The following is a 25,679-nucleotide window of genomic DNA, read 5'->3' as shown; positions in this document are numbered from 1 at the left end:
TGTAGCTTAGTGTCAAAAATTGCTGTCTTGAAATCTTAACCAGAGGAATTATGAAGGCAAAACTCCTGGCTCTTGTTTCATTGGCATCGCTGTTTGTATTGAACGGCTGTAACGGTATCGGCGACAAGGATACGCTCCTGGCTCGCATCGATGGCGAAAAGGTCTATCAAGAAGATTATGCACTGCTCATGAAAAATGGAGAAACGTACAAGACGACTAAAGGTCAGTTCCTGTACGACAAGCTCTATTCGAAGGCTGCACTTGTAACGAGAGCTCTTGCAGAATATCCTGAATTGGCTGAAGATTGGAAAACGCATTTTGCTGATTTGGAATCGCGCATCTTGATGATGGTGTACCAGCGCTATTACGTCATGGAATGCTTGATGTATAGCGATGCAGAACTGCGTCAGTTCTACGATGCCAACCGCAATCTGTTCCCGTCCGATTCTACGGGTGATTTCTTGATGGTTCGTGGCGATGTCGCAAACTACTACTATGTTTCAAAGAATCAGGAACAGTTCGATGCGTATGTGAAAGATTCGCTTAAACTTGAAAATCCTTCGGAAGAAGAACTCCTAAAACAGAAGAAGAATTACGCGGATATGCATCGTCGCACGTTGCGTTACGAAATGTCGGAAAATATTCTCGAAAAGGCTCACGTAGGTCTTCAAGAAGTTTCCGCAGTCGATGCGAAGACGTATTACAATTCCCACAAGGATGAATTCATGACCGCCCCTGGTTATGAACTGTACCATGTGCAGGGAGATTCCGCGAAGCTTGCCAACTTGTTTGCCGAAACGCCGTCTCTTGAACAGTTCAAGGCTGCTGCATATGCAAACAGTTCCAATCAGAAGACTGCAAAAGACAGCGGCTATGTGGGACATGTCAAGCAGAATTATGCGCTGCCCTATGGCATTGGCTTGGTAAATGACCTTTCTTCTGCTTTGGAAGGTAAGGAACCTGGCTTTGTGACACCGGTGATTCGTGCAAACGACATGAAAAACTTCCATCGTTTCTACCTTGCTGCCGTTGATCCTGCAAAGCTCAAGTCCTATGATCGCGTGGGGGCTGGTATCGAAGCTGGCGTCAAGGCGGGAACCTATTTCGAAGTGGATTCTTCTGCGGTGTTGATCACTATCGCTGGCAAGCCGGTTTTTACCGAAGCCGATTTGCTCAGGTTTAATGAAGCGTATTTCCGTCGAGTATTAACTCAGCAAATCCATCAAAAGATGGTGCAGATGATCGCAGAAACTTTCGCCTATGCTGAAATTGCAAAGGAACTGAAGCTGAACCATTCCTGGGAATACAGGGCCTTGTACCGCTATAACCGTTTGGAATATCTGTCGGATCGTTATGTCGAAAAGAAATTATTTGACAAGGATGTTCCGGAAGATACTTTGAAAGCATTCTACGAATATGTTCGTAATTCTATTCAGGCGGGCTATTCTTACGAACAGTCCAAGAGTCTGGTACGCAAGATTGCCTTGTTCCCCGAAAACTTGTACAAGCATGATTACTTCATGTGCTACCGCATGATTTATGCAGGCAAGACTTATGAACAAAGTATTTCGGAAATTTATAACAGGAATGTGGGCGAGTATACGGCGACAATGACCGATAGATTTGCTGCAGAAGCCTATAACCAGGCCGATGTTCATCTGTATGATACGGGTATTGCCGAATTCAAACCCTACAAGATTGCTGACAAGCTAATCGCTCGTGCGGATTCCCTTTACCAGGCCGGTAAGAAATCCGATGCCTATTACGCCTACCGTGATGTTATGTATGCTTATGCCGAAAACGACAGCCTGTTTGAACGTGTCGCTTATGAAATGGCTCAGATTCAGGGTGAAAACGAAGAATTTATGGATGCGGAAGGGGAGTATTACGCCTTCTACACCATGTGGCCGAATAGCGTAAATGCCGAAAAGGCCATGTTCAGTCGCGGCTTTATGCTCAACGAAAACCTGGGCTGGAACGACAAGGCTCTGAAGGTGCTGGAAGAATTCCTTCAAAAGTATCCGAACAGCGAACTCAAGGAATCTGCCCAGTGGCTCGTCGACAACATCAAGAGTAACGGCAAACTCGCCGAAGACCTGATGAAGAAAATCGAAGCCGAAGAGTAGCTCGCAAAGCTCGCCGTAGACAGTAGACGGTAGGAAGTAGGCAGTTTTTTTGTCTTTTTACTTCCTACTTCCTACTTCCTACTTCCTACTAAAATCTATATTTCACATACTTTCAAACAAAAGGTACCTACTATGGAAATGACATTTGCAATGATCAAGCCCAATGCAGTCAAGTCTGGCCTCATTGGACGCATTATCGACCGTTACATCGCTGCAGGCCTCTCCGTCTGCGCCGTGAAGATGCACCAGATGACCTCTGCTGATGCTCGCGGTTTCTACGCCGAACACGTGGAAAAGCCGTTCTTCCCGGAACTCGAAGCCTACATGACCAAGGGCCCGTCCGTGATGCTCGCCCTCGGCGGCGAAAATGCCATTGCCAAGGTTCGCGCCATCAACGGCGCCACCAATCCGGCTAAGGCGGAACCCGGTACCCTCCGCTACGATTTTGCCCCTTCCATGACTGAAAACGTCGTGCACAGCTCCGACAGTCCCGAATCCGCCAAGCGCGAACTGGACTTCTGGTTCAAGGAAGACGAACGCTACGCTTACGAAATGCCGAGCCTCAAGGCCTGCTGCGTCCTCTAAGTTTCAAAAATAACCCCCCTCAAGGAGACACAACTCAATGCAATGGATCGTCAAGTATCTTACCTCTTCCATCGGTAAGAAGCAGATCATGGGATGCACAGGCGCGTTCCTCGCCCTGTTCATCTTCGGCCACATGTGTGGTAACTTCCAGCTTCTGAATTTCGATCAGGCTGCGGCTCAGGCATCTTACAATGCCTACACCGAATTCCTGACCGGATTCAACCCGCTCCACTTCCCGATCAAGATGATTTATCTTGTTGAACTGGTGCTGGTGGCTGCTTTCGCTCTCCACATCTTCCTTGCTATCAAGCTGAAGATCGAGAACAAGAAGGCTCGCGGTGGCATCGACTACGAAGTCAACGCTCGCAAGGGCAAGAAGACTTTCGCAACCTTCACCATGATCTGGTCCGGTCTCTTCATTCTCGGCTTCCTCGTGCAGCACCTCATGATGCTCAAGTTCGGCGAACACTACCTCTATGTGAATGCCGAAGGTGAAATCGTCCGCGACATGTGGCTCACCACCATCCAGATGTTTGCTAACCCGGCTTGGGCTGCATTCTATGTGGTCAGCATGTTCGTGATCGGTATGCACCTCTTCCACGCTATTTCTTCTGCCTTCCAGACCATGGGCATTGCTCACCAGAAGTGGACCCCGATTATCGACATCGCCGGTATCGCTTACAGCATTATCGTTGCCCTCGGTTTCGGTATCACCGCCGTTGCAGCCTTCTACCTCGCTAATCAGCCGGGTACCCAGGCCCTCATCGAAAAGTCCCGCAGCCTCCAGCCGCAGTACGAACAGATGAAGAAGGACAAGGAAGCCGCCAAGACTTCTTACGTGATTCCTTCTGTCGGCACCGTCGAAGTTTCTTTTAACGCTTAATTTTAAGGAGCCCACTAATGATTCTTGATTCTAAAATCCCCGGTGGTTCCATCGAAGAAAAGTGGACCAAGCACAAGTTCGAACTCAAGCTCGTGAACCCCGCCAACAAGCGTAAGTTCACGGTAATCGTGGTTGGTACTGGCCTTGCCGGTGCATCCGCTGCCGCATCCCTCGCCGAACTTGGTTACAATGTCAAGTCTTTCTGCATCCAGGATAGCCCCCGTCGCGCACACTCCATTGCTGCCCAGGGTGGTATCAACGCTGCCAAGAACTACAAGAACGACGGCGACTCCGTTTACCGTCTGTTTTACGATACCGTGAAGGGCGGTGACTTCCGCGCTCGCGAAGCCAACGTGCACCGCTTGGCCGAAAACTCGAACCTCATCATCGACCAGTGCGTCGCCCAGGGTGTTCCGTTCGGTCGTGAATACGGTGGCCTCCTCGACAACCGCTCTTTCGGTGGTACGCAGGTTTCCCGTACGTTCTACGCCCGCGGTCAGACGGGTCAGCAGCTCTTGCTCGGTGCCTACCAGGCCCTCATGCGCCAGGTTGCCGCCGGTAAGGTGAAGATGTTCCCCCGCCGCGAAATGATGGACCTCGTCGTGATCGACGGCAAGGCTCGCGGTATCATCGTCCGTAACCTCATCACTGGCGAACTTGAAAGCCACGTGGGTGACGCTGTGTGCCTCTGCACCGGTGGTTACGGTAACGTCTACTACCTTTCTACAAATGCTCAGGGTTCCAACGTCACGGCTGCATTCCGTGCCTACAAGCGCGGCGCCCTGTTCGCTAACCCCTGCTACACGCAGATTCACCCGACTTGCATTCCTCGCCACGGCGACCTGCAGTCCAAGCTCACCTTGATGAGTGAATCTCTCCGTAACGACGGCCGTATCTGGGTTCCGCGCAAGGCGGGCGACACCCGCAGCCCGGACCAGATCCCCGAAGAAGAACGTTACTACTACCTCGAAGAAAAGTACCCGAGCTTCGGTAACCTGGTGCCGCGTGACGTGGCTTCCCGTAACGCCAAGCAGGTCTGCGACGCAGGTCTCGGCGTGGGTAACACCAAGCAGGCCGTGTACCTCGACTTCGCCGACGCTATCCAGCGCATGGGCGTTGCAGGCGTGTCTGCCAAGTACGGCAACCTCTTCCAGATGTACGAAAAGATTACCGACGAAGACCCGTACAAGGTCCCGATGCGTATCTTCCCGGCCATCCACTACACCATGGGCGGCCTCTGGGTGGACTACGATCTGATGTCCACGATTCCGGGCTGCTTCGTTCTCGGTGAAGCCAACTTCTCCGACCACGGTGCAAACCGCCTCGGCGCTTCTGCTCTTATGCAGGGCCTCTCCGACGGTTACTTCGTCATTCCGTTCACCATCGGCGGCTACTTCGCGGGCACCAAGCTCGAGAAGGTTTCCGAATCCGATGCCGCGTTCGAAGACTGCAAGAAGCAGACCGAAGAACGCATCCACAAGCTCCTCTCCATCAAAGGTCACCGCACGGTCAACGATATCCATCGTGAACTCGGTAACATCATGTGGGAATACGTGGGCATGGCTCGTAACGAGGCCGGCCTCAAGACCGCCCTCGAGAAGATTCCGGCCCTCCGTGCCGAATTCTGGGAAAACGTCAACGTGCTCGGCTCCGAAGGTTCCTTCAACCAGAACCTCGAACGTGCCGGCCGCGTTGCAGACTTCCTCGAATTCGCCGAAGTCCTCACTCTCGACGCCCTGCACCGCAAGGAATCTTGCGGCGGCCACTTCCGCGAAGAAAGCCAGACTCCGGAAGGCGAAGCCAAGCGCGACGACGAGAACTTCTGCTACGTGGGTGCCTGGGAGTACAAGGGCGACGGTGTCGCACCGGAACTTTCCAAGGAACCTCTTACCTTTGATAACGTCCACCTCGCTACTAGGAGCTACAAATAATGAGCGGACTGAATTTGACTTTGAAGATTTGGCGTCAGAAGGATGCCAAGACCAAGGGACAGTTCGAAACTGTCAAGATCAACGATGTTTCCCCGGACATGTCCTTCCTGGAAATGCTGGACATCGTGAACGAAGAACAGATGAAGCAGGGCAAGGAAGGCTTCGCCTTCGACCACGACTGCCGCGAAGGTATTTGTGGCATGTGCTCTCTCGTCATCAACGGTATGCCGCACGGTCCTGACCATGCGACTACCACTTGCCAGCTTCACATGCGTAAGTTCAAGGATGGCGACACCATCGTGATCGAACCGTGGCGCGCCGCCGCATTCCCGGTTATCCGTGACTGCGCCGTGGACCGTACCGCATTCGACCGCATCATCCAGGCTGGCGGTTTCATTTCTGTGAATACCGGTGCCGCTCCTGAAGCATCCACGATTCCGGTTCCCAAGGCTGATGCCGACCGCGCCTTCGACGCTGCCGCCTGTATCGGTTGCGGTGCCTGCGTGGCTGCCTGTAAGAACGCTTCTGCAATGCTCTTCGTTTCTGCGAAGGTCTCTCACCTCAGCTTCTTGCCGCAGGGCAAGGTCGAGGCCAAGAAGCGCGTTCTCGCCATGGTCGCTCAGATGGACAAGGAAGGCTTCGGCAACTGCACGAACCTTTACGAATGCCAGGCTGCCTGCCCGAAGGGTATTACCGTGGATTACATCGCCAAGATGAACCGCGAATACCTCGGCGCTACCGTGACCTACGCCGAAAAGGTTTATGGCAAGGATTAATGTGGAATGTGGGATGTGTAATGTGAAATGAAAATCATTTCGCGTTGCACGTCATTGCGAACCCCGAATAGGGGTGAAGCAATCCACTCCTAACATGTCATCCCCGCGCAGGCGGGGATCTCCTTTAAAAGAGGACTGCTTAACGGCAGTTCCCTTTTTTTATGGTGGGGGACGGATCCCCCTGGCTTCAGCCCCGTTGGGTCTTCCGCGCACCCCCACTGCGGGGCTCATTCGCCGCCCCGCAACGCCCTGCTTATTCTTATTCAACGTGTCTGATAATATATTGGAAGAGCGCGAATTAATGTATATTAGTTTGGGAGTCTTTATTTTTAGAACATTTGGTTAATGGATAGAAGTATGAAGTTTGTTCTTAACGAATATAAGAGAGAATTATCAGATGAAGAGATAATTCAAGACATAAAAAAGACTTCCGAACTACTGAAAAAAGATCGAATCGCTATTTCTGAATACAGAAAATATGGAAAATATTCTCTAAATGCAATCCAACGTCATTTTGGAACATGGGTGAACGCCCTAAAAAAGGCCGGATTGAGAACCGAAAGGACCAAATCTGAATTAAAAATAATTCCAGATAAGAAAATTTATGAAGACTTGTTAAATGTTGCGGAAAAAATAAAATTAAAGACTGTTCCTTATGCAGAATACAAAAAGTATGGGAAATATTCAGCAGACTATATTTGCAGTAGATTTAAAAAATGGAACATTGCGCTAAAAAATGCTGGTCTAGAAGAAACTGGTTTTTCGAAAGATAAAATTACAGAACAAGAATGCTTTGATGAAATAGAAAGAATTTGGACACTTTTGGGAAGACAGCCTACATCAACTGATTTAACAAACTCAAATATTTGCAAGTATTCTTTAGACACTTTTAAACGCCGCTTTGGTGGTTGGCGAAAAGCATTGGAAGCATTTGTAAATTATGTGAACGAAGATGATACAGGTGATCTTGAACCTAAATGTGAAGAAAAAGTCGTTGTAGAAGATGAAGCTCCAAAACAAAGTGAAGCAAAAATTTCGCAACCAGATAAACATACAACATCAAGGACCATAACAACAAGATTGAGATTTATCGTCTTGCAAAGGGATAATTTCAAATGTTGTGCTTGTGGAGCGTCTCCTGCAAAAGATCCTTCCGTTGTATTACATGTAGACCACATAAAGCCTTGGTCGAAAGGTGGAGAGACTGTTCTTAATAATTTGCAAACATTATGTTCTAAATGCAACTTAGGGAAGAGTGATGTTCTTTAACTTAATTGTTTAGACATAATTTTAAATTTCGAAAGAAATTCTCAAGGAATTACGTTTTAACGGAAAAGCGTAAACCGGTGGGACAGTCTGCCCGCCGAATTATTTCTCATTTGAGTGTCAATAGAAATATGTGATGCTTGCTTTTGTCAGTTAAATAATGTATATTGCAGATATACTCAAGGAGTTTCTATGAACGCCATAAGACCTGTTTCAGATTTGCAAGATTGTCTTGACGACATTGCCCAGACAGTCCATGAAACTGGACGTCCTGTGTTCTTGACAAAGGACGGCTATGGCGATATGGTCCTTATGAGTATGGAAGCCTACGCTCAAATCCAGACTGAAAATGAGATTTATGCCAAGTTGCATGAGGCTGAAATGCAAGCGGCAACTTCCGACAAGCGCTATACCTCGGAAGAAATTCTCAAGGAACTGGAACACAGCGTATCGGTATGAAATATAGAGTCGAGTATCTCGGACTTGCTCTTGAAGACCTGAAAGAAATGGTCGCCTACATTTCGGATGAACTTGGTTCGCCGGAATCCGCAAGTCACTTGGCAACAGACATTGTTGAACGAATCAACACCCTTTCCGATTTTCCCTATGCCTATGCGGTCTATATTCCGATTCGCCCGCTGTCGCACGAATTCAGGAAGATGGTCGTGCAGAATTACTCCGTATTCTATTGGATTGACGATGTTGCCAAGCTAGTCACCGTCGCCCGAGTTTTATACAATAAAAGAAATATCATTTCGCTTTTGTAACAAAACCTGATGCCGGTGCGAGCAGAACGTTCTTGCCGCATTTGCGTTAGGGATAGTGACCCCTTGGGGCGGTGCTGTGGCACCGTTTTAGGCGGCGGGTGGCAAGCGTCGCGATGACAACTGCCCCTAAAATATAGCCCGACCGCACATGCAATGTGCGGGAACGCCAAAAAGAAAATGCCGCGACGGCGACGGATTCAATTTGACTTTGAAGATTTGGCGTCAGAAGGATGCCAAGACCAAGGGACAGTTCGAAACTGTCAAGATCAACGATGTTTCTCCGGACATGTCCTTCTTGGAAATGCTCGACATTGTGAACGAAGAACAGATGAAGCAGGGCAAGGAAGGCTTCGCCTTCGACCACGACTGCCGCGAAGGTATCTGTGGCATGTGCTCTCTCGTCATCAACGGTATGCCGCACGGTCCTGACCATGCGACCACCACTTGCCAGCTTCACATGCGCAAGTTCAAGGATGGCGACACCATCGTGATCGAACCGTGGCGCGCCGCCGCATTCCCGGTTATCCGTGACTGCGCCGTTGACCGTACCGCTTTCGACCGCATCATCGCTGCCGGTGGCTTCGTTTCTGTGAATACCGGTGCCGCTCCTGAAGCATCCACGATTCCGGTTCCCAAGGCCGATGCCGACCGCGCCTTTGACGCTGCCGCCTGTATCGGTTGCGGTGCCTGCGTGGCCGCTTGTAAGAACGCATCCGCAATGCTCTTCGTATCTGCCAAGGTTTCTCACCTCAGCTTCTTGCCGCAGGCTGTGAGCCAAAAGCGACTCGTATTGACGAGTCGTGTTGGCGAGAGTGAGCGCTAATTAGAGTTTTTTTTATGCGTCTAGCGCGAACGGTCGTCATAGGGTCGAGGCGAAGAAGCGTGTGCTCGCCATGGTCGCCCAGATGGACAAGGAAGGCTTCGGCAACTGCACGAACCTTTACGAATGCCAGGCCGCCTGCCCGAAGGGTATCACCGTGGATTACATCGCCAAGATGAACCGCGAATACCTCGGCGCCACCGTGACCTACGCCGAAAAGGTTTATGGAAAAGACTAGCAAGCCGAGCGTCGCGAGCAAGCTCGCTTGCTCATGACCGAGGCGCCGCGAGTCTGCGCTTAAGCCCGTAGGGCGCAAGCGCAACGATTAATATCCGGCATTGTCATCCTGAGCGAAGAGGCGTAGCCTCGGAGTCGAAGGATCCAGACCAGCATTAAAAAGGGACCGCAGCGATGCGGCCCTTTTTGGCATATAAATGAAATAAATAAAAAAACAGATATTTTTTATGGTTGGGTTTCTATAAAATCTAACTTTATAGATATATTTGCTTATGTATGGCAGAGCCTGGTAAATGTTTAACATCGCGACAAAAGGAAATCCTCTCCTTGCTCCGTAGAGGGCTTACGAATGTTGAAATTTGCAGGGCGTTGAATATCTCGGCGAATACGGTCAAGGTCCATCTAGCAAACATCTACAAGATTCTCGATGTCACGAACAGGACCGAAGCGGTATCTGTCGATCTTGAAGAAAGACGTAAAAAACCAGCTGTCGACGAAGAAATCCACATCGCGTTTATAGATGGGAAAGCCTTGGACGTTTTTCCCCCTGCAAAAGAGCTTTATCTCTCTATCATCCAAGCCTTGAACCGGTACCGGCTTTTTTCAATCAACGAGGGCGAAGACGCTTCGTCCGCGGCAACGTATCAGGTAAAAATATCCCCGGTCTTGAACAAAGAAAATACCTTCTTTGTAACTCTATACAAAGGAAAAACGGCGGATATTCTTTGGTCGGAATCGCTACAGGTTAACGCTAACGACGATTTTGGACTGGTGGGAACGCAGGTGGCGATGCAGATTTTTAGGCTTTTGTTCCATTCGGCGGCGCAGACTTATGAACAAAACAAGGAATTGGCTCCCCGGTGGTGGTATGCCACTTCTTTTGCCAATGTCAAAATCGACAATATTTGCCGGGATTCGTTTGATGAAATAGTCAACGAATTGGAGCCGTTGGCTAAAGCGGAGAAAAGCCCCATATTTGTACCCTATACGCTTGTTTGGGCCTATTATGTTGCCATAACGGAATCCTGGGTGAACGCCAAGGAGTATGTTGCAAAAATAGAATCGCTTGCCTGTGCCGCAATGCGGAACAATCCCTATTCTGTATACGCCCAGTTCATGATGGCGGTTTACAATATGGCGATCGGGAACAAAAATGGAGCTGTTCCTTACCTTCGGCAGATCTTGGCTGATCTTCCGCAGTGTGTTAGGTCTCGGCGTATTCTGGTTCAGCTCTGTATGTTCGCGGGGCAGATGGACGAGGCTTTGCGTTTGCTGAACGAAGGCTCCCGGTTTATTAAGGGGCCCGAAGGCGTGCTCCTCCATTCTACACCAAGGGCGTTCATCTTTTTCTTGCAGGGCAAGTTTGCGGAATGTGAAGAAACGTTAAATCAAGTTTTGATGTTCCATCCGGAATCGACCTTAGCTAGGCTTATGCTGATTGCCTGCAATAACAAAAGGGGCAATTTCAAGGAAAGTGAAAAGCATATACGGGTGTTTTTTGAATACCATCCGAATTTCCAGAAGTCTGACCTGGAGCATATTTTGAAGGGAATCCCTTCGCCTACGAAAGATGCGCTTCTTGGTAGCGTTAGCAACGTTTTTCTGTCATAAAATAGGCACGAAAATAACCCGTTTGGGCTATAGACAAGTAATACCGTCGTTGTTTATCTTTAAAAAGGTTAGGGGAGTTTTTATTTCTAAACACCTCGCTCATGACGGTTTAATTTTAGATCGTCATGAGTTTTTTATATTTGGTAAAAAAAAGGAGTTTCAATGAAAAAGATTTTTGCGATGTTTGCGGCGGTTGCGTGTGCCGCGGTTCTTTCTGCCTGCAACGACCAGAAGGCGGAATCCAAGACTCAGGCCGATGAATCCCTGAACAAGGTGAAAGCGGCGGGCGAGTTCGTGCTCGGTCTCGACGATTCTTTTCCGCCGATGGGTTTCCGCGACAAGGACAACAACATCGTGGGTTTCGATATCGACCTCGCTACCGAAGTTTGTGCGCGCCTGGGCGTGAAGCTCAAGACGCAGCCGATTTCCTGGGATGCGAAGGAACAGGAACTGAACACCGGCAAGATTGACTGCATCTGGAACGGCATGAGCGTGGACAGCGCCCGTGCGAAAGCGATGAACTTGAGCGACCCGTACCTCAAGAACCGCATGATTTTCACGGTGAAGGACAAGGCTCTTGCAAATCTCGCGGCCCTCGCCGGCAAGAAGATTGCCGTGCAGAACGGTTCTACCGCCCAGAAGCTTTTGGATGCTTCCGAAGCGGGCAAGGCTGCCAAGGAAATCGTCCCGTTTGACGACAACCAGACGGCGCTTATGGATTTGGACAAGGGCGGTGTCGACGCCGTGTTCCTGGACGAAATCGTGGCCAAGTACTGGATTGTGACGAACGCGAAGGACTACACGGTGCTCGAGGAAGGCCTCTCCGACGAAGTCTATGCCGTGGGTTTCCGCAAAAAAGACCAGGCCCTGCGTGATGCCGTGAACTCTACCCTGGCCGCCATGAAGGCCGACGGCAAGTTCGACGAAATCTCTGCCAAGTGGTTCGGCAAGTAATGTCGGAATTGTCAACGCTTTTGCCTATCCTTTGGGGCGGCTTCTGCACGACGCTCGCCATTTTCGGGCTCACGCTCCTGTTCTCAATTCCGTTGGGTCTGCTCATTGCGGTTCTCAAGATGAGCAAGTGGCGCGTGGTGCGTTACCCGGTATCGTTCTACATCTCGGTGATGCGCGGCACCCCTTTGCTGCTCCAGATTGTGGCGATTTACTTTGGTTCCTACTACCTGAGCGAATATGCGGGCGTGGATTTTTCCTTTGACCGCTTCCCGGCGGTGATTGTGGCGTTTTCGATAAACTATGCGGCCTACTTTGCTGAAATTTTCCGCGGCGGCATCCAGTCCATACCCAAGGGGCAGTACGAGGCGGCCTACATGCTGGGCATGACCCGCACGCAGACGTTCTTCCGTATTATCCTCCCGCAGGTGGTAAAGCGCGTGGTACCCGCCAGCGCTAACGAAGTCATCACTCTGGTGAAGGACACCTCCCTTGCGCAGGTGATTGCGGTGACGGAACTTTTTGCGCTGGCCAAGAAACAGCAGGCCGCTTACGCGAGCATTTACCCGCTGTTCGTGGCGGGCGTATTCTACTATGTGGCGAACCTTTTGCTGAGCGTGCTTTTTGCCTACGTGGAACGCAAGCTCAATTACTATAAGTGAGGCGTGGAATGGGAAATGTGAATGAATCTGCGCCGATCCTCAAGGTAGAACACGTCAAGAAGTCCTTTGGCGACTTGCATGTGCTCAAGGATATTTCTTTTGACCTGAAGGCGGGCGAGGTGCTCTCGATTATCGGACCCAGCGGTTCCGGCAAGAGTACGCTGTTGCGCTGCCTTACCCAGCTCGAAACGGTTGACGGCGGCCTGGTGCAGGTCGACGGCAAGGACATGGTGGTGCCGAATGATTCGGCGAAGGGCGCTGCGGTCAAGTATGCTCCGGCTAAAACGCTTCGTGAAATTCGCCTTTCTACGGGACTCGTGTTCCAGAACTTCAACTTGTTCCCGCACCTGACGGTGCTCCAGAACCTTTGCCTCGCTCCGGTGCGTGTGCTGGGGGACGAACGCAAGGATGCCCGCGCCATGGGGCGGTTCCTGCTCAAGCGCATGGGCCTTGAAGGTAAGGAAAAGGCTTACCCTTGCGAACTCAGCGGCGGCCAGCAGCAGCGCGTGTCCATTGCCCGCGCGCTCGCGATGAACCCGAAGATTCTTTTCTTTGATGAGCCGACGAGTGCCTTGGACCCGGAACTCACCGGCGAAGTGCTCAAGATTATCAAGAAACTGGCTGAAGACAAGATGACCATGGTCATCGTGACTCACGAAATGGCCTTTGCCCGCGACGTGGCCGACAAGGTCATCTTCATGGACGGCGGTGTCATTGTGGAACAGGGGACCCCCGACCACGTGTTCCGCGAATCGGGCAACGAGCGCCTGGCGCAGTTCCTGAGCCGTTTTTCAAAGGCTTGATGCCTTTAGTGGTCGCTGACGTTTATGGTTCTGCCGTCTGAGCAGTAGTACGACGATATTGAGCCCTCGGTTTTGAGAGCTTTCATGTCGCAGGTCTCGGCAATCTCGCTGATTTTCTGGCGCACCTCGTTCCAGGCCTCTATGGTGGCGTCTTCGCGCTTGCCCAGATTGTCTTGCAGGTCCTTTGCAATCAGGGCCTGCTCCACAATCTGCTTTTCGCAGTCGGTGTAACCTTCGTTCGAGAATTTCTCGGTGTCGAATACCGGCTCGCAATCATTGGAATAGTCGTACGGGTCTTCGCCGCCGTATGCGCAGGCGATTGTCTGTATGGCAATGGAAGAAAGGAGCAGTTGTACCCAGTACTTGCGGATAAACCTGAACGGATTGCCGCTTCTTGCGCCGTTCCCCCAGAATATGGAACACGCGAATACGCTGATTTTCCTGAGTAGCTTTCTCATGATATTTTCCTCGATCCCTATGGGAAAAATACAATAAATACAGAAAAAAGATGAGCTCGACTGAACCTACCGTGAAGCGTCCCCCATGAAACTATGGAGCCTGCAATTTAGCGCAACAGCCTATTTTTTGTAGAAAAAAATCTTATTTTTATGACGAAGAAGGATTGAAAAGTGAAAAAGATTTTTGCGTTTATTGCTCTTGTTGCCTTAGCTCTGGCTTCCGTTGGCTGTGAAAGTGGAGATGATTCCTACAAGAAGGTGATGGCGAAGGGCGAATTGGTCATTGGCCTCGATGCATATTATCCGCCTATGGGCTTTTACGACCAGGATGGCGACATCGTTGGCTTTGATATTGATCTTGCCATAGAAGTTTGCGCCCGCCTAGGTATCAAACTCAAGACAGTTCCGATTAATTGGGAAAACAAGGAACATGAACTGAATTCGGGAGCGATCGATTGTATTTGGAATGGTATGAGTGTCGATAGCGCCCGAGCTTCTTCGATGAGTTTGAGCGATCCGTACTTAAAAAATGGCATGTACTTTGTGGTGAAGGATTCTTCGCTTGTGAATATGGATTCGCTAATGGGTAAGAGAATTGCCTTGCAGAAGGGGTCCACTTCGCAAGATCATCTTGTCACGTCGAAGATAGGGATGTCAGCCAAGGAAATCATCGCGTTTGAAGACAACCTCAAGGCGCTTGCGGCTTTGGACAGCGGCGACGTAGACGTTGTGTACGTGGATGAGGTCATCGCAAAGTATCTGATCTATAAATACAAGAAAGAATACTTTTTTTGGGTAGACCCTCATATAAAAGAAAAACTTGCTGTCGGTTTCCGCAAGAATGACCAGGCGCTCCGCAATGCCGTAAATGACATTTTGAATACGATGAAAATTGATGGTCGTTTTGTGAAAATTTCGATGAAGTGGTTTGGCAAATAAGCATCTAAAAAAGGAAAACGTCATGAAAAAGTTTTTCTCGGTTGTTTCTGCGATTGCCTGCATTGTTGCTCTTTCTGGGTGCAATGAAAAAAAATTATCCCTGAATTCGGATTATTCCTACAATAGAGTAAAGGCTTCTGGAATCCTGGTGATGGGCCATATGGGGGATTATCCGCCCATGGTCTTTACCGATAAGGACAGCAATGTTGTGGGTTTTGATGTTGACCTAGCGCGTGAGGTTTGCTCTCGTCTGGGACTGAGACTTAAACTGCACTTGATTCCTTGGGCTGACAAGGAAAAAGAATTGAATACGGAAAATATTGACTGCGTGTGGAATGGCATGAGCGTCGACGAATCTCGAACTTCGGCCATGAACTTGAGCGATCCTTACCTCACCAACAGACTGGTTTTCATGGTGAAGAATGAGGCCTACAATAGCTTGGATTCTTTGAAGGGTAAAAAGATTGGTGTCCAGTATGCTTCGACTGCTTGGTCGATGATCGAACAGTCTGAAATTAAAAAGGATGTCAAGGAAATCGTGCAGTTTGAAACTATGAACCTTGCGCTGGATGCTATGGTGCAAGATTCTGTCGAAGCAGTGTTTATGGATGAAGTCGCAGCCAAGTATTGGAATGTCTTGAACAATAAAAATTATGCCATTTTGGAAGATGGCGTGTACAATGAATTTTATGCAGTCGGGTTCCGCAAGGCTGACAAGGCTCTCCGCGATACAATAAATGCCGTCCTTGCTTCGATGAAGAAAGACGGCAAATTCGTTGATATTACGGTCAAGTGGTTCGGTAAGTAGTTACCGGTACTGAGCGCTCCAGCGGCGCTTGAAGCGGGGCTCGTCCAGGACTTTAGCCCAGATGAATCCCTTGCGCACGTCGGTAAGGTTTTTAGTCGAAACAAGGGGTGCGCGGCGCGGAGCCTGTTCGGTTCCGCTGACGACGTCATTTCCCATGAATGCGGCGGCAGATTCACGTGCAGACTTGGCGCGTTCTTCGAGAGCGTTCAGCTCACGCTGGCGCTCCAGTTCCTTGCGGTGCGCGTCTTCGCGTTCCGTATCATTGTCACCTTGCACCTGTCGAAGGGTCTCATTGCGTGATTCTTCGGCATGCTTTTCGTGACTGAGCAGGTTGTCGAGTTCTTCCAGATCGTGCACTAAAACGTCGCAGTCGCCTTCGCCCATGTCGTGGCCTACGATGCGGTGGGCCTGTAGGTCCATCAGCATCTCGGTGGCGGTGTTTTCGTCAACGTCGAATTCTTCCATCAAGAATTCCAGATTGACTTCATCGACTTCAATCACGACCTCGGCTATGTCGCGGAGCGTCAACTGCTCTGGGTGCTTGCGCTGCACGGGGGGAGTGGGGGGCTCGATGTTGCCTTGCGTCGCCTCACGCTGGGCATTTTCGAACTGACGGATCAAATCCTGTAACGAGCGCGGAGGGTGGTACCCTTGCGCCTGATCTTCGGATTCGTTCAATTCGTCGTCATCGCTCTGGTATTGCGGTGGCACTTGTTGTTCGCGTTGCTGTTGCTCCCTTCGGTTGGCCGCGACCTTCTTAATGACGATATCGAGAACCCATATCCCTATGAGAATGAGTAGTCCTTCCATGGTTACTACTTAGTCTCCGGGGCAGCTCCGATTTCTTTACGCATTTGCGTGTCGGCTTCGATATTCTTGAGGTTGTAATAGTCCATCACGCCGAGCTTGCCGTCGCGAAGGGCAGATGCCATGGCCATCGGAATCTGGGCTTCGGCTTCCACAAGTTTTGCCTTCATTTCCATGACCTTGGCCTTCATTTCCTGTTCGGCGGCGTACGCCATGGCGCGGCGTTCTTCGGCCTTGGCCTGTGCAATCTTCTTGTCGGCTTCGGCACGGTCGGTTTCGAGGATAGCGCCGATGTTCTGGCCCACGTCCACGTCGGCGATGTCAATCGAAAGAATTTCGAAGGCGGTACCGGCATCAAGGCCGGAAGCGAGCACCTTCTTGGAAATCATGTTCGGATTTTCGAGCACGTCCTTGTGGCTCTTTGCAGAACCGATAGAAGACACAATGCCTTCGCCCACGCGGGCGACCACGGTATCTTCGCCAGCGCCACCGACCAGCTTCTGGATGCTGGCACGCACGGTAATACGGGTCACGGCATGCAGCTGAATACCGTCGAGAGCCACGGCGGAAACCTTCGGCGTTTCAATCACCTTCGGGTTCACGGACATCTGCACGGCTTCGAGCACGTTACGGCCGGCGAGGTCGATAGCGGCGGCTTCCTTGAAGTCGAGCTTGATGTTCGCCTTGTTCGCGGCAATCAAAGCCTGGATTACGCGGAGTACGTTACCGCGGCTAAGGTAGTGGGCTTCGAGCAGGTTCGTGTCGACCGGGAGGCCTGCCTTGCAGCTGAGGATTCGGGCTTCAACAATCACCTGCGGCGGCACCTTACGCAGACGCATACCGATAAGCTGGAAAATGCTCACGTTTGCCTTGGAGAACAAGGCCTGCAGCCATAGGCTGAAGAACTTGCCAATAAAGGCGAGCAAAACGATAACGGCAATCGCCGCGATGATGATTCCAACGATAAGAAGAGTATCCATTGTTTATCTCCATTTTTTGTTTTCTTTTCGTAATATACATAATTTGAGTAAAGAAAAGATTTATCTTTGATATAAGAATATTTGGACAAGGGAGGAACCTGGTCATGTATAGGCTTTTTTTCAGAATAGTTGCATTTTGTGCTTTCATTGCTTTTGCCTGTTTATGCCTGAACGCCTGTCTCGAAGACGGAGGCTCAAGCAGCGTTGCAGCGAATGATGCTCCACAGAAGGAGAACGACTCGGATAAGGACAAAGATGGTTCAAAAGATCCGTCTGATTCGTCTATGTTCGCTGAAGTAAAATGTCCCGAGGTAACCTCCAAGTCGCAGTTCCTGAACCCTGATATAGACTATGGAGAAATGACCGATGAACGCGACGGCCAAGTTTACAAGACTGTGCAGATCGGCAATCAAACTTGGATGGCGGAAAACTTGAATTATGCTGCTGATCGTTCCATGTGCCCAGATAGCCTGGAAAGTAACTGCAAAATTTATGGAAGGTGGTATACAATGTCAGGTTCGTGTCCAGAAGGTTGGCATCTCCCTAGTGTTGCTGAGTGGAATGTACTCCTCAGATCAGTTGGTAAAGATGACAAAGTTGATGCTGCGATGCTGAAATCAAGGTTCGGTTGGGCTGATGGAAAACAAGGGGTGGATGCTTTTGGTTTCTCGGCGATGCCGATGAGTAAACGGAATTGTTCTCAGGTCTTCTTTTTGACTTCTGATTACTATGATAACGAAAATACGGGTGAACGGAGTTGCATAGCGTTTAATTATCGAGCTGGAGCTTATTATTACAATAACGAAACCTCTGTTACGGGTTGGTTTATGGGCTATTTCAATGAAGTTACTAGGGGTGTTCCCGTGCGATGCCTGAAGGACGGGAGTGGTCCTTACGAGAAATCTTTGCTGAATACCGAAAATCTCGCTTTATGGGATAAAGCAGACAAGAAAGATTTTTTCAATCCGAAAGTCGAGTATGGAGAAATGACCGATGAACGTGACGGTCAGGTTTACAAGACCGTGAAGATCGGTAATCAAACATGGATGGCGGAGAACTTGAACTATATCTATGCGGTAGATTCGCTTCTTAAGGAAGAAGGTGTATGTCCCATCTATTACGGCAACGATTATGTTTTTCCTGACGGCTTTAAAACTTGTGATTTGTATGGGCGCTTGTACCCGTTTGGCGCCGCGATGGATTCAGCTGGAGTCTTTAGTGATGACGGTTTGGACTGTAATGGGTTAGTGTGTAAGCCAAACGAACAGGTCCGTGGAATTTGTCCTGAAGGTTGGCGCTTGCCGGGTGACAGTGATTGGGATACCTTGCTTGATGCCGTAGGGGGTGCAGATGTTGCTGGCAAAAAATTAAAATCGCTAACGGGGTGGTTTTACGACGGCAATGGTTCCGATGAGTATGGTTTTTCTGCGAGGCCTTCTCCCGATTTGAGCGGCAGTAACAATCATACTCATGTTGGTTTTTGGAGCGTCGGCTCTCATCTAAACGGAAGGTATTTTAGTTTCTATAGCGATGCCGTTTATCAGGGCGCCGCAGATAAGTTGTACATTCGTTGCATAAAGGGGTACACTCATATTGATGATCCGAGCAGGTATATTCCGGGAATCTTGCCTTCCGAGGTGGAGGAAGGGTCAATGACGGATGCTCGTGATGGGCAAGTTTACAAGACCGTAAAAATTGGCGACAAGACCTGGATGGCGGAAAACTTGAATTACGACTACCAGGTGGGAGATTCCGTATCGATATATGGTTCTGTTTGCCTCACCGATAGCTTGGGAAACTGCGATTCTTCTTATGGCCGCTATTACACGTGGCCTGCGGCGATGGATTCGGCGGGAATCTTTAGTGACGGAGGCAAGGGATGCGGCTTTAGTGAATTATGCAACCCGAAGGGGACTATTCGTGGAGTCTGTCCGGAAGGTTGGCATTTGCCGGATACGACCGAATGGAACGCATTGTTCTCGGAACTGAACTGTGTTGAGGATGGTCAAAATAATTGTGGGCCTTTATTGAAATCTTCCCGGGATTGGGTGTCCCGCGGAGGTGGATTTGATTATTATGGTTTTACGGTTTTGCCTTCGAATATTGCAGATTGGCGTCAAGATTATACCAAGGAATGGTTCTTTGAATCGGTTCGAACTGCCCGCAATAACGCCCAAATTTGGCTGTCAAATGAATCGGAGAAAGACGCGGCGATGGTTGCTGAATTCACTATTTACAAATTTGTCCGTTTTTCGAAAACCCGGAAAAAATACGGGGCGTCAGTCCGCTGCGTGAAGGATTGACGAAACTAGCCTTCCATTTCAGCTTTAGCAACCGTCACCCAGATGTGGCCTTCTTGTACGGCGGTCACCTTGATGCGGGTGCTGGCTTCGATGATTTCGCCGTGGGTCTGCACGTCAAAAAGTTTTCCGTTAATAAGGGCCTGGCCGACCGGACGTAAGAATGTCTTTGCGATACCTTCGTCGCCGACAGAAACTTCTTGCACGGCTTCGGTAGGCGAGGCTGCGGTTTCAAGGTCGGTCTTGAGCATAGGAGTCCAGCCTTCGGGGAGTAGCGGAATCAGGTACTTGCTTGCGGCAATGGGGAACACGAGCGCTATCGCCGCGCAGGTTAGCATGTAAAGCAATCCGAACAGCCAGGGGGTGGCGTCAAAGGATTCTTCGACAGCTTCGGGAACGTAATCGGGAATGTCGGCGGGGGAGTACGACAGCGCAAGTGCCAAGATCATGCACGCGATGCCGCCTACGCCGAACAGGAACGTTCCGGGCATCACGAAGATTTCAACCAGGAACAGCGCTACGCCCGCGACGAGCAGGATGGCGGGAATGTAGCCGTCGAGCTGCGGTGCGAACTGCCCGAGGAACACGATGCCGATGAGGATGATGCCGATGATGCCGAACAGGCCGAATCCCGGCGTCTTGAATTCGATGTAGAGCGCGCCGAAACCGAGAATCAAAAGGATTCCCGCGATAGCCGCGATGGCCGAGGCGATATCTTCGCCCAAGGTGGTCTCGACTTCGCTGCGGCTTTCGATGGCAAGTGCGGTCTCGAATTCGCTACGGTCCTTGAACGTTCCCTTCGAGAATCCGAGTTCCTGCGCTTCCTTGTCGGTCATGGTCAGGAGTTCGCCTTCTTTCACGAGAATCTTCGGGGCGCCCCAGAATGCCTTGGCGGCGCTGTCGAGGACGCTGTACTTGGAGCCTTCGATAATGAGCGTGGTGTCGCGCTGAGACTTTTTACCCTTGTCGAGCGTGGCGGTGAGTTCGAGAATTTCGAGTTCCGGCGTAACGAAGGCGGAACTCAGGAGCTCCGGATAACCGTTACGCTGGGCAAGGTTCCTGAATTTAGCACGCAAGGGCGACTGGATTTTTTCGCCGACGATTTGCGGAGTGCCGTCGCCACCCTGCACGATGGGGGCGCAGTCGCCAATCGTGGTGGCTTCGAGCATGTAAAGCTTTTGACAGGCGAGTGCGATAAGGCTGCCCGCACTGATCGCTTTCTTTTTCACGAGCGCGATGGTGGTCGGGCCCTTGACGGCCATGATGGTATCGACGATGTCGAAGGCGGCGTCGAGGCGGCCACCGAAGGTGTTGATTTCAAAGACGATGTAGTCCGGATTTTCCTGGAGAGCGTCATCGATGGCGCGGGCGCAGAAATCGTACATGGACGGTTCTACGTCACCTTCGAGCTTAATCCAAACAGCATGTTTTTTAGTTTCTTGGGTGATGACCGAGTCGGTTGCCGTCTTTGTAGAATCGACCGGAGTGATTGATGTGGTGTCGGCAAAACAGAATGCCGCAAGCACCAAAAGGGTAGAAAAAATACGCACAAACAACTTCATACCTTCAATATATGAAGATTTTGACCTGAAAAGTGCAAAATTACGCGAAAATAGACGGAAAGAATGGGATTGGGACGTGAAATGTCTTTTGTTGTCACACGAATTCGATTTTTCTAACGAAAAATCTTTTTTTTCTCAGAAAAGCCGTTAGGCATTTCGAATCAGTGTGACAGTCAAGTTTTCTTTTTCAGATCGAAAATGTCTGTAGATCGCTTGTATTGTCAAAAAATTAAGGATTTTTATATTTTTGAGAACATTTTGAAATGTAAAATCTTTAAAAATATCAAATAAATATTGAATTCTGTATTGCTTTTGTTGAGTTTTGAGTGTATATTTTGAGAAGAAATTTGAGAACATTTTCAAAAAGGGATGGATGAATATGGTTTCGACAGGTTCCAAAATGGTTTCTAGAGTGGCGCTCGGTGTGGCACTTCTCGGATTTGCCGGGGCTTATGCCCAGGTGTCGATCAACAAGGCCGAAGGCTGGCTCGAATCGGCTTTTGCCGAATGGGCTTCCGATGGTTCGGACAGCTACAATGTTTACTATTCGGGCGCTGGCGCAAGCAATGTCAAGGTAGACGGCCAGCTTGTTCGCAAGTACGGCTCCAAGTACCGTGTTGACGTGGTCGGCCTCAAGGCCGGTAGCTACACGCTCAAGGTGGCCTCTGTCAAGGGCGGCAAAGAAGGTGCTTCCACCACTTCGAAGTCCCTGACCGTTAAGGCCCATGATCGCGCGGGCTTCGCTTTTAGCAACGGCCATGTTCCGGGTGCTTACAAGACCGATGGTACGCTCAAGAGCGGCGCCGTGATTCTCTATGTGACCGAATCGACCAAGAATACCATTAAACTTGATGTGGTGACGAGCAGCAAGGGTGCCGTAACAGAATGCGTGGGCCTCCAGAATATCTTGACGGCGTTCAAGAAGGGCTACGATACGCGTCCGCTCGCCATTCGCTTGATTGGCAACGTGACCGACCCCGAAGTGACCGACAAGGGTGACATTCTGATTGACATGGGCAAAAAGGAAGGTGGCGCCATGACGATCGAAGGTATCGGTAACGACGCTACGGCAAACGGCTGGGGCATTCGTATCAAGAATGCTTTCGATGTTGAAATCCGCAACATCGGTGTTATGAATGTCGATTCCGACGAAGGCGACAACATTGGCTTGCAGCAGGACAACCAGTACATTTGGGTGCACAACTGCGACTTCTTCTACGGCCATGCGGGTAGCGACAAGGACCAGGTCAAGGGCGATGGTGCCTTGGACTGCAAAAAGTCCACCTACGTGACCTTCAGCTACAACCACTTCTGGGATAACGGTAAGTCGAACTTGCTCGGCCTTTCCGAAGGTACGACTGACGGTCTCTACATCACTTATCACCACAACTGGTACGACCATTCCGATAGCCGCCACCCGCGCGTGCGCTTCTACAGCGCCCATGTGTACAATAACTACTACGATGGCGTGGCCAAATACGGCGCTGGTTCTACGAAGGGCTCTTCCGTGTTTATGGAAGCGAACTACTTCCGTAATTGCAAGTACCCGATGATGACGTCTATGCAGGGAAGCGACGTGTATGCTGGCGGCACCACTCGCGATACCAAGAACAATCCGACATTCAGCAGCGAAGATGGCGGTACGATCAAGGCTTATAACAACCACATGGAAGGTTCTTACACGTTCATTCCGTATGGTGCAAGCAAGTATGTGCTCAAGGGCTCTGAAACGGCTGCTGGCTCCATCGATACCAAAGCCGACTTTGACGCCTACGTGGTTTCTAGCCGCAACGACAAGGTTCCGAATACGGTCAAGTCTTATGCCGGTGCGAATACCTACAACAACTTCGATACCGACAATTCCGTGATGTACAGCTACACGGCGGATACTCCGGCGCAGGCCATGGCGAATGTGCGTGCCTATGCGGGCCGCGTGCAGGGTGGTGATTTCAAGTGGACCTTTGACAACTCGGTGGACGATGCCGCCTACGAAGTGAACCAGAAACTGAAAGACGCCCTGATGGCTTACAAGGGCAGCAATGGCGAGGTCATGGAATATGCAAGCTCCAGTTCTGTGGCGCCGGCATCCAGCAGTTCCGTGGAATCGAGCTCCTCTGAACAGTCTTCTAGCTCGGTCTCATCGAGCAGCGAAAAGCTGGATTCCTCGAGCAGTGTGGAAAATCCGGAATCCAGTAGCTCGGCTGAAGGCGATTCGACCACAAGCATTGCCGCGACGGTGGCTTATGCCGGAGTGCCGATGCGCTACCTCGCTGGCGAAGCCCGCCTCGAGATTTTCACCGGAAATGTCCGCCGTTTGGATATTTTCGCGGTCAATGGAAATGTCGTGAAACTCTCGACCGAAGCGGTGTCGCAGTCCAGTGTGGATTTGTCCAGCCTTAAGCCTGGTGTTTACCTGGTGCGCCTGGTGGCAGGCGGCAAGGCCTACCAGCAAAAGATTGTGAGACGATAGAATTTGATATAGTTCCGTTCAGGATGTCTGAGGTGTTTGGTCCTGAATCGGAACTTTGTGTGGGGTAGCTCCCGGGGATATCCCCGGGGGTTTTCCCTTGCCAAGAATATTGTATTTTGTTACATTATGGGCATGATGATGAAGAATCTACGACTTATTAACCTACTAGGACGTTGCGCTGGAGCGCAAGCCGGTTTTTAAGCATAGGTTCAAGACGATTTTAGAGTTTTAACCCAAGGATTTAAACCATAAGGCCCGCTCCAATGAGGATGCGGGTTCTTTTTTTAAGTCAAATTTCTATTTTTGAACGTAAAAACGAACTTGAGCCTTGTTGGACAGGCAAGGAGATAAGGAAAAAATGAGCGAAAATACGAATGCAAGACAACCCTTCTTCTATGACGTCACGCTGCGTGACGGAAACCAGGCGCTCCCGAAGCCTTGGAACAATGCCCAGAAAAAGGACGTGTACCTGCAACTCTTGAAGCTCGGCGTGCAGGGTGCCGAAGTCGGTTTCCCGGCTTCGAGCGAGATGGACTTTGAATCGTGTAAGGAACTTGCCCTGCTGACCGCCAAGATGGCCGAAGAGGGCGACGAAGTCGCAAAGCGCATCGTGGTGTCGGGCCTGGCCCGCTGCGTGGAAAGCGATATCCAGCGCTGCTGGGAGGCCGTGCAGTACGCTCCGCATCCGCGTATTCATACGTTCCTGGCTACAAGCCCGCTCTCGATGGAACATGTGCTGCACATGACGCCGGAACAGGTGAAGGAAAAGGCGGTGCATTGCGTGAAGTTTGCAAAATCGCTCGTGGGTAGCAAGGGCGATGTGGAATTCAGCGCCGAACATTTTGGCGACTGCCTCGAAAACATGGATTTTGTGATTGACGTGCTGAAGGCCGTGGTCGAAGCCGGCGCAACGACCATCAACCTGCCGAATACGGTCGAACGTTATCGTCCGTTCCTGTACGTAAATCAAATCAAGCAGGTGTACGAAGCCCTGCCGAAGAATATCACGATTTCAGTACACTGCCACAACGACTTGGGCATGGCGACGGCCGCGACGGTCGAAAGTTTCTTCGTGGGTGCAACCCAGCTGGAAGTCGCGCTGAACGGCCTGGGCGAACGCTGCGGCAACACGAATTTCTACGAAGTCGCGGTCGCGCTGCACAACTCCGGCGTCGAGACAGGTTTGCACATGGAGCGCATTTACGAAACGGCTATCTTGATTTCTCAGTGGTCGGGTATCAGCATCTATAGTCGCGCTCCGTTGATTGGCGCCGAAGCAATCGTGCACCGTAGCGGCATCCACCAGGATGGCGCCTCCAAGACGAAGGACATGAAGAAGGGTGCCTACCGCCCCATCGACTACTCGATTATCGGTCGTCACCAGAACGATTCGCTCAGCTTTACAAGTCAGAGTGGCCGTACCGCCGTGTACGAAATCATCACGAAGTTCGGCTACAAGATGTCTCTTGCCGAAGCCGCCGAACTGCAGCCGATTCTGAAGGCTTGCAGCGAAAAAGAAGGCGAACTGTCTGCCGAACGCGTGCTGGATGTGTTCCGCGAACATTTCGTGAATGTGAACGGTCGCCTGGTGTTCAACAACATCGAGGTTATTCCCGACGAGAACCGCTTCATTTTCCACTTCAAGAAGGATGGCGAATCTTTGGTGAAGTCCGTGACGGCCGAAGGCCCGATCGAGGCGGCCCTCATGCTCATGCGCGAAATCGGCATGCCGGTGGAACTCGTCAAATACCGTCAGCTCGTGGTGCCTGAAAAGGACAAAATGTGGGCGGGTCGAGGCCTCAGTCGCATAGTGCTGAAGGCGAACAACGTTGAAGTCGAAGGCCGCGGCGTCTCTAGCGATACGCTCAAGGCCAATATGCGTGCCCTCTTCGGCGGCGTGAACCTGCTGTATAAGAAGGTGTAAAATTCTTGGCCGG

21 protein-coding genes and 2 pseudogenes are annotated in these 25,679 nt (G+C 50.6%); 19 read left to right on the top strand and 4 right to left on the bottom strand.

What is annotated here, in order from left to right:
* Positions 1 to 50 precede the first annotated feature (50 nt).
* From B9Y58_RS07200 to B9Y58_RS07140, 14 genes and pseudogenes are all read left to right on the top strand, one after another.
* Positions 51 to 2,126 carry a peptidyl-prolyl cis-trans isomerase gene (locus tag B9Y58_RS07200; protein ID WP_073054916.1) on the top strand — a complete coding sequence of 692 codons (2,076 nt, stop codon included), beginning with the start codon at positions 51 to 53 and terminating at the stop codon, positions 2,124 to 2,126.
* Between the two features lie 132 nt (positions 2,127 to 2,258).
* A complete protein-coding gene (gene ndk, locus B9Y58_RS07195; RefSeq protein WP_072797367.1) occupies positions 2,259 to 2,711 on the top strand; it encodes a nucleoside-diphosphate kinase in 453 nt (150 codons plus the stop codon).
* A gap of 37 nt (positions 2,712 to 2,748) precedes the next feature.
* The gene (locus B9Y58_RS07190; protein ID WP_073054918.1) at positions 2,749 to 3,594 is read left to right on the top strand and encodes a succinate dehydrogenase cytochrome b subunit; all 846 of its coding nucleotides are present in this window, start codon (positions 2,749 to 2,751) and stop codon (positions 3,592 to 3,594) included.
* Between the two features lie 17 nt (positions 3,595 to 3,611).
* Positions 3,612 to 5,525: a fumarate reductase/succinate dehydrogenase flavoprotein subunit gene (locus B9Y58_RS07185; protein WP_073054921.1), complete on the top strand. Its 1,914-nt coding sequence runs from the start codon at positions 3,612 to 3,614 to the stop codon at positions 5,523 to 5,525.
* Complete coding sequence (locus B9Y58_RS07180; RefSeq protein ID WP_073054923.1) at positions 5,525 to 6,301, top strand: succinate dehydrogenase/fumarate reductase iron-sulfur subunit; 777 nt, start codon at positions 5,525 to 5,527, stop codon at positions 6,299 to 6,301. Before B9Y58_RS07185 ends, B9Y58_RS07180 begins: the two co-directional genes overlap by 1 nt.
* 357 nt (positions 6,302 to 6,658) lie before the next feature.
* Complete coding sequence (locus tag B9Y58_RS07175) at positions 6,659 to 7,570, top strand: homing endonuclease associated repeat-containing protein (RefSeq protein ID WP_158278338.1); 912 nt, start codon at positions 6,659 to 6,661, stop codon at positions 7,568 to 7,570.
* Positions 7,571 to 7,759: 189 nt separating this feature from the next.
* Positions 7,760 to 8,026: a type II toxin-antitoxin system Phd/YefM family antitoxin gene (locus B9Y58_RS07170; RefSeq protein WP_073054927.1), complete on the top strand. Its 267-nt coding sequence runs from the start codon at positions 7,760 to 7,762 to the stop codon at positions 8,024 to 8,026.
* Positions 8,023 to 8,334 (top strand): type II toxin-antitoxin system RelE/ParE family toxin, encoded by a 312-nt coding sequence (locus B9Y58_RS07165; protein WP_083532231.1) that lies wholly within the window; start codon positions 8,023 to 8,025, stop codon positions 8,332 to 8,334. Before B9Y58_RS07170 ends, B9Y58_RS07165 begins: the two co-directional genes overlap by 4 nt.
* Positions 8,335 to 8,482: 148 nt before the next feature.
* Positions 8,483 to 9,392 (top strand): annotated as a pseudogene (locus tag B9Y58_RS07160) (succinate dehydrogenase/fumarate reductase iron-sulfur subunit).
* Between the two features lie 275 nt (positions 9,393 to 9,667).
* Positions 9,668 to 9,787 (top strand): annotated as a pseudogene (locus tag B9Y58_RS15145) (LuxR C-terminal-related transcriptional regulator); the annotation flags it as partial.
* Positions 9,788 to 9,922: 135 nt separating this feature from the next.
* A complete protein-coding gene (locus B9Y58_RS07155; protein WP_233247881.1) occupies positions 9,923 to 11,002 on the top strand; it encodes a tetratricopeptide repeat protein in 1,080 nt (359 codons plus the stop codon).
* Between the two features lie 162 nt (positions 11,003 to 11,164).
* Positions 11,165 to 11,956 (top strand): amino acid ABC transporter substrate-binding protein, encoded by a 792-nt coding sequence (locus B9Y58_RS07150; RefSeq protein WP_073054935.1) that lies wholly within the window; start codon positions 11,165 to 11,167, stop codon positions 11,954 to 11,956.
* Complete coding sequence (locus B9Y58_RS07145; protein WP_072978795.1) at positions 11,956 to 12,615, top strand: amino acid ABC transporter permease; 660 nt, start codon at positions 11,956 to 11,958, stop codon at positions 12,613 to 12,615. Before B9Y58_RS07150 ends, B9Y58_RS07145 begins: the two co-directional genes overlap by 1 nt.
* An 8-nt stretch (positions 12,616 to 12,623) precedes the next feature.
* Complete coding sequence (locus B9Y58_RS07140) at positions 12,624 to 13,418, top strand: amino acid ABC transporter ATP-binding protein (RefSeq protein ID WP_073054937.1); 795 nt, start codon at positions 12,624 to 12,626, stop codon at positions 13,416 to 13,418.
* Positions 13,419 to 13,423: 5 nt separating this feature from the next.
* Here the strand turns inward: B9Y58_RS07140 and B9Y58_RS07135 are convergent, their stop codons facing one another.
* On the bottom strand, positions 13,424 to 13,876 hold the full coding sequence (locus B9Y58_RS07135; RefSeq protein ID WP_073054939.1) for a hypothetical protein: 453 nt from the start codon (positions 13,874 to 13,876) through the stop codon (positions 13,424 to 13,426).
* A 171-nt stretch (positions 13,877 to 14,047) separates the two neighbouring features.
* On the opposite strand from B9Y58_RS07135, the gene B9Y58_RS07130 reads away from it, so the two are divergent.
* Positions 14,048 to 14,815, top strand: a complete 768-nt coding sequence (locus B9Y58_RS07130; protein ID WP_073054941.1) for a transporter substrate-binding domain-containing protein — start codon at positions 14,048 to 14,050, stop codon at positions 14,813 to 14,815.
* Between the two features lie 22 nt (positions 14,816 to 14,837).
* Positions 14,838 to 15,623, top strand: coding sequence for a transporter substrate-binding domain-containing protein (locus tag B9Y58_RS07125; protein WP_073055199.1), 786 nt, complete (start codon positions 14,838 to 14,840; stop codon positions 15,621 to 15,623).
* Here the strand turns inward: B9Y58_RS07125 and B9Y58_RS07120 are convergent, their stop codons facing one another.
* Together B9Y58_RS07120 and floA are read right to left on the bottom strand one after the other, a co-directional pair.
* Positions 15,624 to 16,433: a hypothetical protein gene (locus tag B9Y58_RS07120; protein ID WP_073054942.1), complete on the bottom strand. Its 810-nt coding sequence runs from the start codon at positions 16,431 to 16,433 to the stop codon at positions 15,624 to 15,626. It abuts the gene before it with no gap.
* A gap of 5 nt (positions 16,434 to 16,438) precedes the next feature.
* Complete coding sequence (gene floA / locus B9Y58_RS07115; RefSeq protein ID WP_073054943.1) at positions 16,439 to 17,410, bottom strand: flotillin-like protein FloA; 972 nt, start codon at positions 17,408 to 17,410, stop codon at positions 16,439 to 16,441.
* 104 nt (positions 17,411 to 17,514) lie between these two features.
* Here floA and B9Y58_RS07110 point away from each other — a divergent pair, with 104 nt between their 5' ends.
* Positions 17,515 to 19,713: an FISUMP domain-containing protein gene (locus tag B9Y58_RS07110; RefSeq protein WP_073054944.1), complete on the top strand. Its 2,199-nt coding sequence runs from the start codon at positions 17,515 to 17,517 to the stop codon at positions 19,711 to 19,713.
* Positions 19,714 to 19,718: 5 nt separating this feature from the next.
* Here B9Y58_RS07110 and B9Y58_RS07105 read toward each other — a convergent pair whose 3' ends face one another.
* Positions 19,719 to 21,272 carry an NfeD family protein gene (locus B9Y58_RS07105; protein ID WP_073054945.1) on the bottom strand — a complete coding sequence of 518 codons (1,554 nt, stop codon included), beginning with the start codon at positions 21,270 to 21,272 and terminating at the stop codon, positions 19,719 to 19,721.
* Positions 21,273 to 21,645: 373 nt separating this feature from the next.
* Here B9Y58_RS07105 and B9Y58_RS07095 point away from each other — a divergent pair, with 373 nt between their 5' ends.
* Positions 21,646 to 23,742, top strand: coding sequence for a pectate lyase family protein (locus tag B9Y58_RS07095; protein WP_233247880.1), 2,097 nt, complete (start codon positions 21,646 to 21,648; stop codon positions 23,740 to 23,742).
* A 358-nt stretch (positions 23,743 to 24,100) separates the two neighbouring features.
* Positions 24,101 to 25,666: a 2-isopropylmalate synthase LeuA2 gene (gene leuA2 / locus B9Y58_RS07090; protein WP_073055202.1), complete on the top strand. Its 1,566-nt coding sequence runs from the start codon at positions 24,101 to 24,103 to the stop codon at positions 25,664 to 25,666.
* The last annotated feature ends 13 nt before the right edge of the window (positions 25,667 to 25,679 follow it).

Source organism: Fibrobacter sp. UWB15 (assembly GCF_900177705.1).
Lineage (GTDB): Bacteria > Fibrobacterota > Fibrobacteria > Fibrobacterales > Fibrobacteraceae > Fibrobacter.
This window is presented reverse-complemented; position numbering and strand designations above follow the sequence as displayed.